The organism is Micromonospora sp. HK10, from assembly GCF_000982955.1.
Taxonomy (GTDB): domain Bacteria; phylum Actinomycetota; class Actinomycetes; order Mycobacteriales; family Micromonosporaceae; genus Micromonospora.
Genome location: NZ_KQ058695.1, coordinates 1 through 16393, shown reverse-complemented (window position 1 = coordinate 16393; position 16393 = coordinate 1). Strand labels below are relative to the sequence as shown.

The 16393-nt window shown below is 73.5% G+C and carries 15 protein-coding genes; 11 read left to right on the top strand and 4 right to left on the bottom strand.

The genetic code is table 11. From position 1 onward, the window contains the following. Positions 1 to 602: 602 nt before the first annotated feature. The 7 genes from LQ51_RS04495 to LQ51_RS04465 all read left to right on the top strand — a co-directional run bounded on the left by LQ51_RS04495 (position 603) and on the right by LQ51_RS04465 (position 8527). Positions 603 to 1991, top strand: coding sequence for a cytochrome P450 (locus LQ51_RS04495; protein WP_046563373.1), 1389 nt, complete (start codon positions 603 to 605; stop codon positions 1989 to 1991). After that, complete coding sequence (locus LQ51_RS04490) at positions 1988 to 2878, top strand: terpene synthase family protein (protein WP_231605355.1); 891 nt, start codon at positions 1988 to 1990, stop codon at positions 2876 to 2878. Before LQ51_RS04495 ends, LQ51_RS04490 begins: the two co-directional genes overlap by 4 nt. Then, positions 2875 to 4464 carry a prenyltransferase/squalene oxidase repeat-containing protein gene (locus LQ51_RS04485; protein ID WP_046563372.1) on the top strand — a complete coding sequence of 530 codons (1590 nt, stop codon included), beginning with the start codon at positions 2875 to 2877 and terminating at the stop codon, positions 4462 to 4464. The genes LQ51_RS04490 and LQ51_RS04485 overlap by 4 nt, the downstream gene beginning before the upstream one ends. 129 nt (positions 4465 to 4593) lie before the next feature. Next, entirely contained in the window at positions 4594 to 7059 is a 2466-nt protein-coding gene (locus tag LQ51_RS04480) for a sensor histidine kinase (RefSeq protein WP_255352203.1), read from the top strand. A gap of 67 nt (positions 7060 to 7126) precedes the next feature. Next, entirely contained in the window at positions 7127 to 7552 is a 426-nt protein-coding gene (locus LQ51_RS04475; RefSeq protein WP_046563370.1) for a roadblock/LC7 domain-containing protein, read from the top strand. After that, positions 7549 to 7938, top strand: a complete 390-nt coding sequence (locus LQ51_RS04470; RefSeq protein WP_046563369.1) for a DUF742 domain-containing protein — start codon at positions 7549 to 7551, stop codon at positions 7936 to 7938. The genes LQ51_RS04475 and LQ51_RS04470 overlap by 4 nt, the downstream gene beginning before the upstream one ends. Continuing rightward, a complete protein-coding gene (locus LQ51_RS04465) occupies positions 7919 to 8527 on the top strand; it encodes a GTP-binding protein (protein WP_046563368.1) in 609 nt (202 codons plus the stop codon). Before LQ51_RS04470 ends, LQ51_RS04465 begins: the two co-directional genes overlap by 20 nt. 73 nt (positions 8528 to 8600) lie before the next feature. On the opposite strand, the gene LQ51_RS04460 is transcribed toward LQ51_RS04465, so the two are convergent. After that, complete coding sequence (locus LQ51_RS04460) at positions 8601 to 9449, bottom strand: LysR family transcriptional regulator (RefSeq protein WP_046563367.1); 849 nt, start codon at positions 9447 to 9449, stop codon at positions 8601 to 8603. A gap of 93 nt (positions 9450 to 9542) precedes the next feature. Between LQ51_RS04460 and LQ51_RS04455 the strand changes: the two genes are divergently transcribed. Beyond that, positions 9543 to 10274 (top strand): SDR family oxidoreductase, encoded by a 732-nt coding sequence (locus tag LQ51_RS04455; protein WP_046563366.1) that lies wholly within the window; start codon positions 9543 to 9545, stop codon positions 10272 to 10274. Between the two features lie 150 nt (positions 10275 to 10424). Further along, on the top strand, positions 10425 to 10829 hold the full coding sequence (locus LQ51_RS04450) for an SRPBCC family protein (RefSeq protein ID WP_046563365.1): 405 nt from the start codon (positions 10425 to 10427) through the stop codon (positions 10827 to 10829). Positions 10830 to 10849: 20 nt separating this feature from the next. On the opposite strand, the gene LQ51_RS04445 is transcribed toward LQ51_RS04450, so the two are convergent. Together LQ51_RS04445 and LQ51_RS04440 are read right to left on the bottom strand one after the other, a co-directional pair. Then, complete coding sequence (locus LQ51_RS04445) at positions 10850 to 11470, bottom strand: GNAT family N-acetyltransferase (RefSeq protein WP_046563364.1); 621 nt, start codon at positions 11468 to 11470, stop codon at positions 10850 to 10852. Positions 11471 to 11658: 188 nt separating this feature from the next. Then, positions 11659 to 14514: an aconitate hydratase gene (locus tag LQ51_RS04440; protein WP_046563363.1), complete on the bottom strand. Its 2856-nt coding sequence runs from the start codon at positions 14512 to 14514 to the stop codon at positions 11659 to 11661. 158 nt (positions 14515 to 14672) lie between these two features. Between LQ51_RS04440 and LQ51_RS04435 the strand changes: the two genes are divergently transcribed. Beyond that, positions 14673 to 15035 (top strand): VOC family protein, encoded by a 363-nt coding sequence (locus tag LQ51_RS04435; RefSeq protein WP_046563362.1) that lies wholly within the window; start codon positions 14673 to 14675, stop codon positions 15033 to 15035. A gap of 63 nt (positions 15036 to 15098) precedes the next feature. After that, complete coding sequence (locus tag LQ51_RS04430; RefSeq protein ID WP_046563375.1) at positions 15099 to 15800, top strand: DedA family protein; 702 nt, start codon at positions 15099 to 15101, stop codon at positions 15798 to 15800. 205 nt (positions 15801 to 16005) lie between these two features. On the opposite strand, the gene LQ51_RS04425 is transcribed toward LQ51_RS04430, so the two are convergent. Continuing rightward, positions 16006 to 16393, bottom strand: a 388-nt coding sequence (locus tag LQ51_RS04425; protein WP_046563374.1) for a C39 family peptidase, incomplete at its 5' end; no start/stop codon positions are given.

Below are 16393 nucleotides of genomic sequence, written 5' to 3'. Positions count from 1 at the left end.
CCGCGCCGCCGCCCGGCCGCCCGGCGGCGGTCGCCGCCCGGCCCCGCCCGACCGGGACCGACTCGCGGCCGGCCCGCTCGGGCGACTCGAGGCCGCCCGCCCGGACTACGCGCGGCCGGCCCGGTCCGGCCGCGTCCACTACTCAAGACCGGCTCGTCCGGCCCGTCCGGCCAGCTGGTCGCTGGTCACCATGGGTAACCGGGCCGTGCGGCCGGGACGCGGTCCCGGCCCCGGGCATGGTGCGGGCCGCCCGCCGCCACCCCGACCCGGGCCTGTCGCCGGGCCAGAGGGCGCTACCTGGGAAGTCTTCCGGTCGCGCACGTCCCACGAGATCCATTGTCGACAGTGGGAAGGTTCAGTGGTGAAATATTTTCCCTTCCCGTCTTCTCCTCTTCTCGTCCGGCTGGCATGCTCGGCCACAAAGACGTCACGGGCCATCACCGCGTCGCGACTGTGAGTTGATCCGGAGCGGGCGTTCAGCGGACGTTCTCCGCCCGCCGGCTCCGGCCCGACCCGAGGTCGGCGGACGCCGGTGACCATCATGGACCGTGCCGCCAGGTCCATGAGGCAGCGTCCGAAGGAGGATTCCGTGCAGGTGACCCATGGCTGAGGCGGCCGCGCCCCCGGACGGGGCCGGCCGGCCGCACATCGCACCCCTGCGTCGTACGCTCCGCGGCCTGGTGCGGGACCCGCTGGGCACCCTGGTCGGACTCGCCGACGCGGCGCCGAACCAGGTCGTCCAGCTCAACCTCGGCACGATCCGCCCGTACCTGGTGGCCGAGCCCGCTCACGTCCAGCACGTGCTGCGGGACAACGCCGCCAACTACACCCGCGCCGGCAACAGCATGATGTGGAAGTCCGTCCGTAAGCTGGCCGGCGACGGCATCCTCTCCGAGGGACCGGCCTGGGAGGACAGCCGCCGGCGGCTGCAGCCGCACTTCACCGCCAAGCGGATCGACGCCGTGGTCGACGACATGAGCCAGGCGATCAGCGAGGCCGTCGACGAACTGGCCGAGCCGGCCCGCGCGGGCGTCCCGGTCGATGCCGCGACGGAGATCTCCCGGATCATCTGCCAGGCGGTCATCCGGGTCTTCTTCGGCAACAAGATCAGTGTCCCGGACGGCGTCCGGGTGGTGGCCGAGCAGGACACGGTGGCGACCGCACTCCGCTTCCGGCTGCTCGCCCCGTTCCTGCCGGAGTCCGTGCCGGCCCCGGGCGACCGGGCCTTCCGCCGGGCCGTGCGCAACATCGACGACATCCTGCTGCCGCTGGTACGCGCCGAACGGGCCCACCCCGACGGCGGCGACGACATCCTGGCCGCCCTGGCCCGGGCCCGGGACGCGGACGGCCGCGAACTGACCGAGCAGCGGGTCCGCGACGACCTGGTGTCCATGTTCGCCACCACCACGGAAACCACGTACGTGGTGCTCACCTGGCTCTTCCCGCTGCTGGAGCAGCTGCCCGACATCGCCGACCGGCTCTACGCGGAGCTCGACCGGGTGGTCGGCCCCGGCGAGGTGATCAGCCGCGAGCAGCTCGGCCAGCTCCAGTACACCCGGATGGTGCTCGACGAGCTGGTCCGGATGTACCCGTCGGGTTGGCTGGTGCCGCGCACCGCCATCGCCGACGACGTGATCGGCGACACCCGGATCCGCGCCGGCGGCACGGTGATCCTCAGCCCGTACGTCACCCAGCGGCTGGCCCGGTTCTGGGAGCGGCCGGACGTCTTCGACCCGGAGCGGTTCGCGCCCGACCGGCCGCGGCGGTCCCACCGGTACGCCTACTACCCGTTCGGCGGCGGCGCCCACCAGTGCATCGGCCAGTACCTGTTCCAACTGGAGGCCCCGCTGATCGTGGCGACGCTGCTGAGCCGGTTCCGCTACCGGCTGCGTACGCCCGGCATGCCGAACCCGCAGCTCGCCGCGTCGCTGCGGCCCCGGGAGCGGGTGCCGCTGCTGCTCACCCCGCACCGGCAACGGGTACCGGCGTGAGCGCACCGGCCCTGGCCGGGACCGATGAGCTGCGGGCCGCCGCCGAGCACGGGCGGGTCTGCGCCCTGGCCGCGCAGGGGCAGCGGGAGCTGCAGCGCGGCCTGGCGGCGCACCCCGACCTGTTCGGCGCCGGGCCGTTCGACGCCGCCCTGGCCAGCAGCATCGCCCTGGCGATGGCCTTCAGTGCGCCGTGGTGCACGGCCGCGCAGCTGCGGCTGAGCAACCGGGCGGTGCTCTGGGGCTTCGCGCTGGACTGGCAGGTGGACCACGAGACGACCGCCGCCGCCGACCTCGACCTGCTGGTACGCCGGCAGCGGGCGGTCGCCGGCGGCGGGCCGCCCGACCCGGCGGACCCACTCGGCGGGTTCCTCGCCGAGCTGCGGGCGGAGCTGGCCGCCGGTCCCGGGTTCGCGGCGGTCGGCGAGGCCTGGCGGGACGCGGTGGACCGGACGCTGGCCGCGATGGGCCGGGAGTGGCACTGGCGCGCCGACGAGCACCGCCCCGCGCTGACCGACTACCTCGCCAACGCCGACAACCTGGCCTGCACGGTGGTCAACGTGGCGCACTGGGCGGGCGTCGGCGGCCCGCGCGCGCACGCCCACCTCGATCGGCTGGTGGCCGCCAGCGACGCGGTGCAACGGGCGCTGCGGCTGGTCAACGACCTGGCCAGCTACGAGCGGGACCTGCGCTGGGGCGACCTGAACGCGTTGCTGCTGGTGCCGGACCGGGCGGTCGTCGAACAGGAACTCGCGGCTCAGGTGCGCCGGGCCAGCAGCCTCATCGACGAACTGCGCCCGGACGTGCCGCGGGAGGCGACCTACCTGGCCCGCCAACTCGGCTACACCAGCGGGTTCTACCGCTCCACCGATTTCTGGGGCGTTCCGTGAGCGGCCCGGAGCCGGCCGCCGACGCCGGGGCGGCCACCGTCGACGCCGTGGCCGGCCTGGTCGCCGACGTGCTCGCCCGGCCCGCGGGGCGCACCTGTGCGTCCCCGTACGAGACGGCCCGGCTGGTGGCCTCGGCGCCCTGGCTGGGCTACCACGCCGAACGGATCCGCTTCCTGCTGGCCGGCCAGCGCGCCGACGGCGGCTGGGGCGGGCCGGAGGGATACGCCCTGGTGCCCACGCTGAGCGTCGTGGACGGGCTGCTGGCGACCCTGGACCGGGACGAGCCGGCCGGTTGGTCCCGGGACGGCGTGCGGCAGGCGATCGACCGGGGGCTGCGCCTGCTGCTGGACCGGGCGGCCGGCCCGGCGGCCTTTCCGCCGCCCGACCTGCCGGCCGGCGACCTGATCGCGCCGGCGCTGGCGGAACGGATCGGCGCGCGCCTGGCCGACCCGCCCGCCGGGCTGGCGCGTTGGCGGGGAGCCCGGCCGCCGCTGCCCGCCGGCATGGGACGCGGCCGGCTCGACGCGGTCCGGCGGCTCGTCCGCTCCGGCGTCCCGGTCCCGCAGAAACTGGTCCACGCCCTGGAGGTGCTCGGCCCGGCCGCGACGCGGCTGCCGTCCGTGGCGCCCACCCCGCACGGCGCGGTGGGCGCGTCGCCGGCAGCGACCGCCGCCTGGCTCGGCGCCCCGGACGGGAAGCAGAGCGCCGCCGTCGACTTCCTCGACCAGGTGGTGACCGACTACCAGGGCCCGGTCCCGTGCGCCACGCCGATCACCGTCTTCGAACGGTCCTGGGTGCTCGGCGCCCTGGCCCGCGCCGGCGTGCCCGCGGCGGTGACGGCCCCGCTCGCCGCCGGCCTCCGCGAGGCCCTCGGTCCCGAGGGCGCCGCGACCGGCCCCGGCCTGCCCGCCGACGCCGACACCACCGCGGCGACCCTGTACGCCCTGGCCGCGACCGGCGCCCGGGCCGACCCGTCCTGCCTGTTCCGGTACGACCTGGGCACCCACTTCTGCACCTGGCAGGGGGAGGACGGCGCGTCGGTCAGCACCAACGCGCACGTGCTGGAGGCGCTCGGCCCGGCGGCGGGCGGGACCGACGCCCGCGCGGTGTCGGCGGCCCGCCGGGTGGCCCGTTGGCTTCTCGACCAGCAGCAGCCGGACGGCTCCTGGTCGGACCGCTGGCACGCCTCTCCCTACTACGCGACCGCCTCCGCCGTGCTGGCCCTGCGCCCGCAGGCCGCGCCCGAGGTGGCGCCGGCGCTGCGGCGGGCGGCCGACGGGGTGCTCGACAGCCAGCACGCCGACGGGTCCTGGGGGCGCTGGGGCGGGACGGCCGAGGAGACCGCGTACGCCGTGCAGGTGCTGGTGGCGGCGCCGGCCCGGCCGGAGACGGACGCCGCCCTCGCCCGAGCGGTCGGTCACCTGCGGGTGGGTGCGGTCCGTCAGCACCCACCACTGTGGCACGACAAGGATCTCTACCATCCACCGCTGATCGTGCGGGCCGCCGTCCTGGCCGCGCAGAAGCTGGCGGTGGAGCGCCTGCGCCAGGTGGCGCAGCTGAGTCCGCCCGTTTCCACCGTCTCTTGATCGACACTTCTTGAGTGAGGTTCCGGACACTGCTAGCGTGCGCCAGGGCCGGCTGCGCACGTTTCGGCCATCGGCGAACGTCGGTCAGGATCAGCCAGGGACGGTGTAATGGGTTCCCGCAGTACACGGTTGCGCACCAAGGTCGTGGCCCTGCTGGTCTCGCTGGCCGCGCTCTGGGCGTTCGCGGCCTGGGTGACCCTCCAGGATGGACTGAACGTGCTCGGCGTGCAGACGCTGGACGCCCAGGTCGCCGAGCCCAGCGAGTCGCTGCGTACGGCGTTGCAGGAGGAACGCCGGATGTCGGTGGCCTATCTGGGCCAGCCCTCGCCCAAGCAGGTCGAGCAGTTGCGCGAGCAGCGCCGGCGCAGCGAGGAACTGGCGGCCACCTTCGTGACCTCCGCGCGCTCCTGGCGGGCCCGGGCGGCGGCCAGCGACGAGCTGGTGCAACGGATCGACGAGGTGGCCGACCGGCTGGACTCCCTGGGCCCGGTGCGCGACGAGGTCGCGGCCCGGTCCATCGACCGGGGGGCCGCGGCGGCCGCGTACAGCGGCGTCCTGGACTCGCTCTTCCGGATGTACGCGGCCCTGGGCAAGCTCGACGACGAGGACATCGCCAAGGACACCTCGACCCTCACCCAACTGGTGCGGGTACGCGAGCTGATGTCCCAGGAGGACGCCCTCTACTCCGGCGTGGCGGCCGCCGGCCGGATCACCGACCAGGAATACATCCTCTTCGCCCGGCTGGTCGGGGCGCAGCGGTTCCTCGCCGGCGAGGCGATCGCCGAGCTGCCCGCCGCCGACCGGGACCGGTACGCGCGGATGACGGCGGACCCCGCCTTCATCCGGCTGCGGGCGCTCGAGGACCGGCTCATGAAGGACGGCCGGCCGGACCGGCCGCTGCCGGTGACGGCCGCCGAGTGGCAGGCCGCCATCACGCCGGCCCTGGACGAGCAGGAAAGCGCCGTGCTGGCCGCCGGCGACTCGCTCGTCGGCCGGGCCAAACCGGTGGCCATCTGGGTGATCGTGCGGATGGTGCTCGCCGCCGGCCTCGGCCTCATCGCCGTCATCGCGTCCATCGTGGTCTCCATCACCACGGCCCGGGCGCTGGTCCGGCAGTTGGAACGGCTGCGCGACGCCGCGTTCCGGCTGGCGAACGAGCAGCTGCCCGGCGTGGTGGAACGGCTCGGCCGGGGCGATCAGGTGGACGTCGCCCGGGAGGCGCCGCCGCTGGAGTTCGGCGCCGACGAGATAGGGCAGGTGGGCCGGGCGTTCAACGTGGTGCAGGAGACCGCCATCCGGACCGCCGTCGAGCAGGCGGAGCTGCGCCGCAGCGTCCGCGAGGTCTTCCTGAGCCTGGCCCGACGGACCCAGGCCCTGGTGCACCGCCAGCTCACCCTCCTGGACGCCATGGAACGCCGGGAGCACGACGCCGAGGAGCTGGAGGATCTGTTCCGCGTCGACCACCTGGCGACCCGGATGCGGCGCAACGCGGAAAACCTGATCGTGCTCTCCGGCTCCACCCCGGGCCGGGCCTGGCGGCGCAACGTGCCGATGGTCGACGTGGTGCGCGGCGCGGTGGCGGAGGTCGAGGACTACACCCGGGTCAAGGTGCTGCCGCTCGGGCCGGTGTCGCTCGCCGGCCGGGCCGTCGGTGACGTCATCCACCTGCTGGCCGAGCTGATCGAGAACGGGCTCTCCTTCTCACCCCCGCACACCACCGTCGAGGTGCGCGGCCAGCTCGTCGGCAACGGCTTCGCGATCGAGATCGAGGACCGGGGCCTGGGCATGGGCGAGGAGGAGCTGGCCGCCGCGAACCATCGCATCGTGGACCGGTCCGAGCTGAACCTCGCCGACGCCGCCCGGCTCGGCCTGTACGTGGTCAGCCGGCTCACCGAGCGGCACGGCGTGAAGGTCCAGCTCAGGGAGTCCGCGTACGGCGGCACCACGGCCGTCGTGCTGATCCCGCGCGAGCTGGTCACCGACAACGGGCCGGACGCGGAGACCTCGGGTGGCTTCCGGGCCGGTGCCGGGTCCGGCGAAGGCGCCCCGGTGACGTCGAGCGTCGAGGCCGAGGCCGGCACGGAGTCGGCGACCGTCACCGGAGCCGCCGTGCCGACCGCCGCGGAAACCGGACTGGACTCCGAGCCGACGCCGGAGCCGGCCGAGGTGGCCGCCGAGGCGCCCCGGCTCACCCCGTCCGGGCTGCCGGCACGGGTCCGGCGGCGGCCGGCACCGGCCGCACCGGCCGGCACTTCCGCCGGCCCGGCGGCGGCGCCCGGGGGTGCCGCCGAGCCGGCGGCCGTGCCCGGCGGTGCCGCCGAGCCGGCGGCGGACGGTGACGGCGACGGGTCGACCGGCTCCGGCCTGCCCGTCCGGGTACGCCAGGCGAGTCTCGCGCCCGAACTGCGCGTCGAGACGGCCACCGTGGCGGGCGACCCGGACGAGGACACGGTGCGTCCGCCGGAGCAGGTGCGCCGGATGATGACCTCCTACCAGAGCGGCACCCGGCGCGGGCGCACCGACGCGGCGCGGCTGCTCGGCGGGGCGCAGGGCGTCAACGCTGGGCCGGACCCGGGAGACGGACAGGCGACCTGACGGAGACGCCGCGGCGGCGGACCGCAGACGAGTACGGCGAGACCAACCGGGGAGAAGAGGACGACGAGTGGCGCAGAAGACGGCTTCGAGCGCGGACCTGACCTGGCTGCTGGATGACCTGGTAGGCCGGGTCAAGGCGGCGGAACACGCCGTGGCGCTCTCCACCGACGGCCTGCTGATGGCCTCGTCACGGGGGCTCAGCCGGGACGACGGCGAGCACCTGGCCGCCATGGCGGCCGGCATCCAGAGCCTGGCCCGGGGCGCCGGCAAGCGTTTCGGTGGCGGCCAGGTGCAGCAGACCATCATCGAGATGCAGTCGTCGTTCCTCTTCGTCACCGCGGCCGGGCGCAACGCCTGCCTGGCCGTGCTGGCGGCCGAGGACGCCGACGTCGGCCTGATCGCCTACGAGATGGCGATGCTGGTCACCCGGGTCGGGCGGTTCGTCGCCTCGCCGACCCGGGAACCGTCCGCCGGCGAGAATCCGGCACGATGACCGGCGGGAGGGAGTCCGCGGCGGACGAGTGGGTGGACGACCATGCCGGTCCGGTGGTCCGCCCGTACGCGGTGACCGGTGGCCGGGCCCGCCCGGTGACCGGCACGTTCGACCTGATCTCCCTGGTCACGGCGACCCGGGCGGACACGGGCGCGGAGTCCGGGCTGGGGCCCGAGCACCTCGCGATCGTCGCGCTCTGCCAGCGGATCCAGTCGGTGGCGGAGATCGCCGCCCACCTCGACCTGCCGGTGGGCACCGTCCGGGTGCTCCTCGGTGACCTGGTGGCCCGCAGCCTGGTGGAGGTCCGTGAGCCGCGCGCGACTTCCGCCGGCCTTCCCGATGAAAGTGTCTTCGAGGCGGTTATCAATGGACTACGGGCGCTCTGAGCGACCGGCGGGTGCGGCGCCGCTGCCCACCGCGATCAAGATCCTGGTCGCCGGCGGTTTCGGCGTCGGCAAGACCACCCTGGTCGGCGCGGTCAGCGAGACCCGCCCGCTGCGGACCGAGGAGGTGCTGACCGAGACCGGCGTCGGCATCGACGACCTGTCCGGGGTGGAGGGCAAGTCGACCACCACGGTGGCGATGGACTTCGGCCGGATCACCATCAGCGACGACCTGGTGGTCTACCTGTTCGGCACGCCGGGCCAGGACCGGTTCTGGTTCGTCTGGGACGAGTTGGCGCTCGGTGCGATCGGGGCCGTGGTGCTCGCCGACACCCGCCGGCTGGCCGACTGCTTCCCGTCGATCGACTACTTCGAGGGGCGTGGCACCCCGTTCGTGGTCGCCGTGAACTGCTTCGAGGGGGCCCGGAACTACCGGCTCGACGAGGTGCAGGCGGCGCTCGACCTCGACCCGGGCGTACCGGTGGTGCTCTGTGACGCGCGGGAACGGGAGTCGGCCAAGGAGGTGCTGGTCACGCTGCTGGAGCACGCCATGAAGCTGCGCGAGGCACGCCGCCGGGCCGCCGAGGACTGATCCGCGGCGCCGCCGGCAGGCTACCGGGCCGTCACCCGGCAGCCGTGCGGGAACCTGCTGACCTGGGCAGAGCTCAGCAGCGGGTGGCGGTCCGGACCAGGCCGGCCAGCGCCCGGGACCGGCTGTGCGGTGGCCACGCGATCACGGTGGTCACCGAGGGCGCGTCCAGCACCGGTACGGCGGCCACGTCCGGCCGCAGCAGGGACCGGCACGACTCCGGCAGCACCACCGAGGTACGCCCGAGGGCGACCAGTTGGAGCAACTGGGCGTGGTCCCGGACCTCGGGGCCCGGACCGGGCGGATACGACCCGTCGGACCGGGGCCAGCGCGGCATCGGCAGGTCGGGCAGCGCCTCCACCTCGGCCATCCGCAGGTGCGGCCGGTGGGCCAGCGGATGCCCGGCCGGCAGGATCGCCACCTGCTGCTCGGTGACCAGTTCCTCGCTGTCCAGCCCGGTGATCGAGTCGAACGGTCGGTGCAGCAGGGCCACGTCGGCGCGCCCGTCGCGCAGCAGCCGTTCCTGCTCGCCGATGCCGCACAGCAGCACCTCGACGGGGACGGCGTCCGGCTCGGCGGCGTACGCGTCGAGCAGTTTCGGCAGCAGCTCGCTCGATGCCCCCGCCTTCGTCGCCAGCACCAGCCCCGCACCGCCGTTCGCGGCCTGACCGGCACGACGGGTACGGCGGTCGGCGGCCGCCACGGCGTCGAGGGCGGCCCGGCCCTCCCGCAGCAGCACCGACCCGGCCGGGGTCAGCGCGACGCCGCGGCTGTCCCGTTCCAGCAGGGTCACCCCGAGACGCCGCTCGAGCTGCCGGATAGCCCGGGACAGCGGCGGCTGGGCGATGCCCAGGCGGCGCGCGGCGCGGCTGAAGTGCAGTTCCTCGGCCACCGCCACGAAGTAGCGCAACTCGCGGGTCTCCACCTGGCAACCCTACCCTCGGCGATACCGTCCGGGTATCGCGCGCTACCGAAGCGGTGTTGGCGGCCGGTACGCCGCCCGGACAGCATCGACACCATGAGCGAACGGACGATCGCGCTGGTGACCGGCGCGAACAAGGGGATCGGGTACGAGATCGCGGCCGGCCTGGGGGCACTCGGCTGGCGGGTGGGTGTGGGCGCGCGGGACGAGCAGCGCCGGGAGGCGGCCGTGGCGAAGCTGCGCGCGGACGGCGTGGACGCGTTCGGCGTACCGCTGGACGTGACCGACGACGCGAGCGTGGCCGCCGCCGCCCGGCTGCTGGAGACGGAGGCCGGTGGCCTCGACGTGCTGGTGAACAACGCGGGCGTGACCGGGGGCGGGCGGCAGCGCCCCGGTGACGTCGACCTTGCGGCCGTGCGGACGGCCGTGGAGGTCAACGTGATCGGCGTCATCCGGGTGACCGAGGCGATGCTGCCGCTGCTGCGCCGCTCGGCGTCGCCGCGGATCGTCAACATGTCCAGCGGCGTCGGGTCGCTGACCCGGCAGAGCGCCTCGGAGGGCGAACATCAGACCGGGCCGCTGTCGGTGGCGTACTCCCCGTCGAAGACCATGCTCAACGCGGTGACGATCCAGTACGCCCGGGCGCTGGCCGACACGAACATCCTGATCAACGCCGGCTGCCCGGGGTTCACCGCGACCGACCTGAACGGCTTCCGGGGCGTGCGCACCCCGCAGCAGGGCGCGGCGATCGGAATCCGGCTGGCGACGCTGCCCGACGGCGGGCCGACCGGCGGGTACTTCGAGGACGCGGGGGTGATCCCGTGGTGAGCGGGGCCGGTCAGCACAGGACGCGGAGGACCTCACGTTGCCGGCCGCTCCGCAGCCGCGGCGCATCACCGGCTGGCCGCTGGCCACCGCCGCGGCGCACCGCCGGCGCAATGTAGCGCGAGCGTCGGACACCCGTGCCATCATCGGCGGGTGGCCAGCGAATCCCGGCACCTCAGCGTCCACGTCGACCGCCCGGTCGCGGCGGTCTACGCCTTTGCCGCCGACCCGGCGAACCTGCCCCGCTGGGCGCCGGGCCTCGGCAGCTCGGTGACCCTGGTCGACGGCGAGTGGTTCGTCGAGACCCCGGAGGGCCCGGCGCGGCTCACCTTCGCCCCCCGCAACGAGTACGGGGTGCTCGACCACGAGGTGGTCACGCCCGCCGGCGAGACGGTCTACGTGCCGCTGCGGGTCATCGCGGACGGCCCGGGCTGCGAGGTGGTGTTCACGCTGCGCCGCTCGCCGGGGATGACCGATGTGGACTTCGCGCGGGACGCGGAGCTGGTCAGCGACGACCTCGCCCGGCTCAAGCGGGTGCTGGAAACCACGACGGCGTGAGGCGGGCCGGACGCTGATCCTCAGCCGGTTGCCGGACCCGCGGGGACGCCGCCCGGTTGCCCGTCGCCCCGGACGCGGGCGTGCAGGTGCATGTCGTGCCGGCCGTCGGAGTGGACAGCATCGCTGCGCTTCGTGCCCTCCAGGACGAAACCGGCCTTGACCGCGACCCGGCAGGAGGCGAAATTTCGGGTCGAGTGGTCCAGATACAGCCGGTGGAAACGGCCCTCGCCCAGCGCCCAGTTGCTCACGGCGGTCAGCGCACGGGCGGCCACCCCTGCTCCACGGGCGGCCGGGAGCACCCAGTACGCGCACCCTGCGACACCGTCATCGAGATTCATGCTGCCCAGAGCGATGCGCCCCAGCACCACCCCGCCGCGCGTCACTGCCCAGCTCCCGCCCGTCTCCTGCTGCCAGGCCTGACGGTACTGCTCGAACCAGTCACGGACCTGGTCTTCGGACGCGGGTTGGCGAGTGTGCCAGTGCCGGATCTCGGGGTCCTGGTACGCAGCCAGGAAGACCGCGGCATCGGTCGGTTCCCAGGGCCGCAGGAGCAGGCCACCCGGGGCAGGAAGTGCCGGTTGGGGTCCGGCCGCCAGGGTGCCGGCGGGGATTGCGGGCGGCGTCGAAAGAATTGCCCTCACGCCAGATCCTCCCCCGACCCGGGCGCCCGGTGTCAAGTTCCCGGGTCGCCCACCGCCGATCACGAGCTGTCGCCTCGCGCGGCTTGCAGGCCAGCCCGTCAGGGGTGCGTCGGCGAGCAGGCGGTGCCGGAGACACCGTAGGGCCCCTTCCCGCTGGTCGCCGGAAGGGGCCCTGCGCGTTCTACGCGTCAGCTGGCGATCATGCGGCGCAGCACGTACTGCAGGATGCCGCCGTGCCGGTAGTAGTCCGCCTCACCGGGGGTGTCGATCCGGACGACGGCGTCGAACTCCACGCCGGTGTCGGTGGTGACCTTCACCGTGCGCGGGATGTCGCCGTCGTTCAGCGCGGTCACGCCGCTGAACGAGAACGTCTCGGTGCCGGTCAGGCCCAGCGACTCGGCCGTGGTGTCGACCGGGAACTGCAGCGGAAGGACGCCCATGCCGATCAGGTTCGAGCGGTGGATCCGCTCGTACGACTCGGCGATGACCGCCTTCACGCCGAGCAGCATGGTGCCCTTGGCCGCCCAGTCGCGTGACGAGCCGGAGCCGTACTCCTTGCCGGCCAGGATGACCAGCGGGACGCCCGCCTCCTGGTAGGCCACCGAGGCGTCGTAGATCGAGGTCTGCTCGCCGGTCAGGTGGTTGACCGTGAAGCCGCCCTCCACACCGGGGACGAGCTGGTTGCGCAGCCGGATGTTGGCGAAGGTGCCCCGGATCATCACCTCGTGGTTGCCCCGGCGGGAGCCGTACGAGTTGAACTCGTGCCGGGCCACGCCGTGCTCGGCCAGGTAGCGGCCGGCGGGGGAGTCCGCCTTGATCGAGCCGGCCGGGGAGATGTGGTCGGTGGTCACCGAGTCGCCCAGCTTGGCCAGCACCCGGGCGCCGGCGATGTCCTGCACCGGCTGCGGGTCCTGCTGCATGCCCTCGAAGTACGGGGGCTTGCGCACGTAGGTGGAATCGCCGGCCCAGGAGAACGTGTCGCCGGTCGGGGTCGGCAGCGACTGCCAGCGCTCGTCGCCGGCGAACACGTCGGCGTACGCGGAGCTGAAGCCGGTGGCGCCGATCGCCGAGGCGATGACGTCCTGGATCTCGGCGCTGTTCGGCCAGATCTCCCGCAGGAACACCGGGTTGCCCTGGGCGTCCTCGCCGATCGGCTCGTTGGCCAGGTCGATGTCCATGGTGCCGGCGAGGGCGTACGCGACCACCAGCGGCGGGGACGCCAGGTAGTTCATCTTGACGTCCGGGTTGATCCGGCCCTCGAAGTTGCGGTTGCCGGAGAGCACCGAGACGACGGCCAGGTCAGCCTCGTTGACCGCGGCGGAGACCTCCTCGGGCAGGGGACCGGAGTTGCCGATGCAGGTGGTGCAGCCGTAGCCGACCAGGTTGAAGCCGAGCTTCTCCAGGTAGGGGGTGAGGCCGGCGCGGTCGTAGTAGTCCATGACGACCTTGGAGCCCGGGGCCAGGGTGGTCTTCACCCACGGCTTGCGGTTCAGGCCCTTCTCCACCGCGTTGCGGGCCAGCAGCGCGGCGCCGATCATGACCTGCGGATTCGAGGTGTTGGTGCAGGAGGTGATCGCGGCGATCACCACGGCGCCGTGGTCCAGCTCGTACTCGACGCCGTCGGCGCCGGTCACCCGTACCGGGTTGCTGGCCCGGCCGCCCGCGCCGACCGCAGCGGTCTCCAGGTCGCGCGGCGCGTCGGCCGGGTCGTTGACGCCGTTGGCCGGGGAGTCGCTGGCCGGGAAGGACTCGGCGGACGCCTCGTCGGCCGGGCCGTCGGTGCCGAACGGCTTCTCCTGCTGCGGCACGCCGGGCTTGCGGCCCGGGTCGCCGCCGGTCTCGTCGGCGGCCACGTAGTCGCTGAGCGCAGAGCGGAACAGCGTCTTGGCGCTGCCCAGCGGCACCCGGTCCTGCGGGCGCTTGGGGCCGGCCAGGGACGGCTCGATGGTGCCGAGGTCCAGCTCCAGGCGCTCGGAGTACTCCGGCTCGTGGTCCGGGTCGTGCCAGAGGCCCTGCTCCTTGGCGTACGCCTCGACCAGCGCGACCTGCTGCGGGTCGCGACCGGTCAGCTCCAGGTAGCGGACGGTCTCGCCGTCGATCGGGAAGATCGCCACGGTCGAGCCGTACTCCGGCGACATGTTGCCGATGGTGGCACGGTTGGCCAGCGGCACCGCGCTCACGCCCGGTCCGTAGAACTCGACGAACTTGCCGACCACGCCGTGCTTGCGCAGCATCTCGGTGATGGTGAGCACCAGGTCGGTGGCGGTGGTGCCGGCCGGCATCTCGCCGGAGAGCTTGAAGCCGACGACCCGGGGGATGAGCATGCTGACCGGCTGGCCGAGCATCGCGGCCTCGGCCTCGATGCCGCCGACGCCCCAGCCGAGCACGCCCAGGCCGTTGACCATGGTGGTGTGCGAGTCGGTGCCGACCACGGTGTCCGGGTACGCCTGGCCGTTGCGCTCCATCACCGTGCGCGCGAGGTACTCGATGTTGACCTGGTGCACGATGCCGGTGCCCGGCGGGACGACCTTGAACTCGTTGAACGCGGTCTGGCCCCAGCGCAGGAACTGGTAGCGCTCCTTGTTGCGCTGGTACTCCAGTTCGACGTTGCGCTCGAAGGCGTCCTCGCGGCCGAACAGGTCGGCGATGACGGAGTGGTCGATGACCAGCTCGGCCGGGGCGAGCGGGTTCACCTTGGTGGCGTCGCCGCCGAGGTCGCGGACGGCCTCCCGCATGGTGGCCAGGTCCACGACGCAGGGCACGCCGGTGAAGTCCTGCATCAGCACCCGGGCCGGCGTGAACTGGATCTCCACGCTCGGGTCGGCGCTGGCGTCCCACGCGCCGAGCTGACGGATGTGGTCGGCGGTGATGTTCGCGCCGTCCTCGGTCCGCAGCAGGTTCTCCAGCAGGATCTTCAAGCTGTAGGGCAGCCGGTCGTGGCCGTCCACCTTGTCGATCTTGAAAATCTCGTAGCTCGCGTCTCCGACGCGTAGCTGGGTCTTCGCACCGAAGGTGTCGAGGCTCGCCACGTCGTACTCCTTCACACCAGCGACCGTGAGTAGTCCTGAGCAGTCTGTCGCACCGGCCGGGGCGCTGCCGCGCTTAGGCAACACTTACCCGGGCCGTGCTTCCAACAAAACCGTACGTCCGTCTTGCTATTCGCGCAACCTCGTGCCAGGGTTCGGGACGAGGAGGTGCCCCCATGATCCACCACGTCCTGCTCGCCTGCCCACGCGGCTCCGAGGAACTGTCCCGCTCCTTCTACGCCGGCCTGCTCGGCCTGACCGAGAAGGCCAAACCACCGGCCCTCGCCGCCCGCGGTGGTTGCTGGTTCACCGGGTACGACGCCGAACTGCACCTCGGCGTCGAGGACGATTTCCGGCCCGCCCGGAAGGCGCACCCCGCGCTGCTCCGCCCCGACCTCGACGCGCTCGCCGCCCGGCTGACCGCCGCCGGTCACCCCGTCACCTGGGGTGACGAGGAGGTTCCCGGCATGCGGCGGTTCCACACCCACGACCCGCACGGCAACCGGCTGGAGTTCCTCGCCCCGGTGACCCCCGGCTGACGAGGCGGCCCGGCCGCCCGCTCCCGGGTAGGGTTCGAGGTCGGACCGGAAGGGGTGGGTGTGGTGGACGTACAACACCTGCTCGCCGCGCTTCCCCCGGGCGTCGCCTACCTGATCGTCGCCGCGGTGATCGGCGTGGAGAGCATGGGCGTACCGCTGCCCGGCGAGATCGTGCTGGTCAGCTCCGCCCTGCTGGCCGCCACCGGGGTGATCGAACCCCACTGGGTGGCCGCCGCCGCCGCGGCCGGCGCCATCGTCGGTGACTCCGTCGGGTACGCCATCGGCCGGCGCGGGGGGCGTCCTCTGTTGACCCGGCTCGGCCGGCGCTTCCCGAAGCACCTCGGCCCGGCGCAGCTCGCCCGCGCCGAGCAGAGCTTCGCCCGGCACGGCGTCTGGGCCGTCTTCTTCGGCCGCTTCGTGGCCTTGCTGCGGATCCTCGCCGGGCCCCTGGCCGGCGCCCTGCACGTGCCCTACCGCCGGTTCCTGCTGGCCAACGCGGCCGGCGGCCTGGTCTGGGCGTTCGGCACGACGTACCTGCTCTTCAGCGTGGGGCGGGCGGCCGAGCACTGGCTCAAGGACCTCTCCTGGGCTGGCCTGGCCCTGGCCGTGCTGGCCGGCGTGGTGAGCACCTGGTGGCTGCGCCGCCGGGCGCACCGGCCAGCGGCCGTGGAGGTGCCGGACGAGGCCGAGCGGGTACCCGCCGGCGACACCGCTGACCGCCCCGCGACGGCTCCCCGCCGGGCGGTGCCGGGTCGGACGATCTGACCGCCCAGCGACGGCCCTCCCGCCGGGCGGGTGCCGGGTTGGACGATCTGACCGCCCAGCGACGGCCCTCCCGCCGGGCGGTGCCGGGTTGGACGACTTGCGCCGGACGGCGCCGAGTTGGCCGACGCCGGCGGTTGACGTGCGAAAGGGCCCGACCCCGTACGGGGTCGGGCCCTTTCGTGTGTGGCTGGGACTGCTCGGATCGTCAGGAGGTGCTGTAGCCGCGGGTGGCGATCCAGTCGGCGAGGTTGTCGATGCTGATGTGGTAGGAGGCGGTGTTCGGGTTGGCGCTGTCGGCGATGGTGACGGTGTGGCCGTTGTTCTGGTAGCCGACGACGCTGATGTAGTGGCCGCCTTCGAAGGAGTGGGTGTTGCCGTCGGTGTCGGTGGTGGTGCCGGCGATGTTGGCGACCACGGCGCGGCCGTCGTCGATGGTGCGGACGATGTCGGTGCGCAGGGTGTCGGTCTGCTTGTCGTCGGCGTTGCTGTTCTTGATCTCGACCGACCGGTAGTGCTTGCCGGTTTCCTTGTTCAGGACGGGGGTGATGTCGTTGATGCTGTTGGTGCCGTTCTCGGTGGTGCCCATTTCCTTG

Bases quoted from the DNA above. Each gene is read 5' to 3' on its own strand.
- LQ51_RS04465 (WP_046563368.1), top strand. From the start codon at position 7,919: ATGGACTACGGGCGCTCTGAGCGACCGGCGGGTGCGGCGCCGCTGCCC.
- LQ51_RS04470 (WP_046563369.1), top strand. From the start codon at position 7,549: ATGACCGGCGGGAGGGAGTCCGCGGCGGACGAGTGGGTGGACGACCAT.
- LQ51_RS04435 (WP_046563362.1), top strand. From the start codon at position 14,673: ATGATCCACCACGTCCTGCTCGCCTGCCCACGCGGCTCCGAGGAACTG.
- LQ51_RS04495 (WP_046563373.1), top strand. From the start codon at position 603: ATGGCTGAGGCGGCCGCGCCCCCGGACGGGGCCGGCCGGCCGCACATC.
- LQ51_RS04455 (WP_046563366.1), top strand. From the start codon at position 9,543: ATGAGCGAACGGACGATCGCGCTGGTGACCGGCGCGAACAAGGGGATC.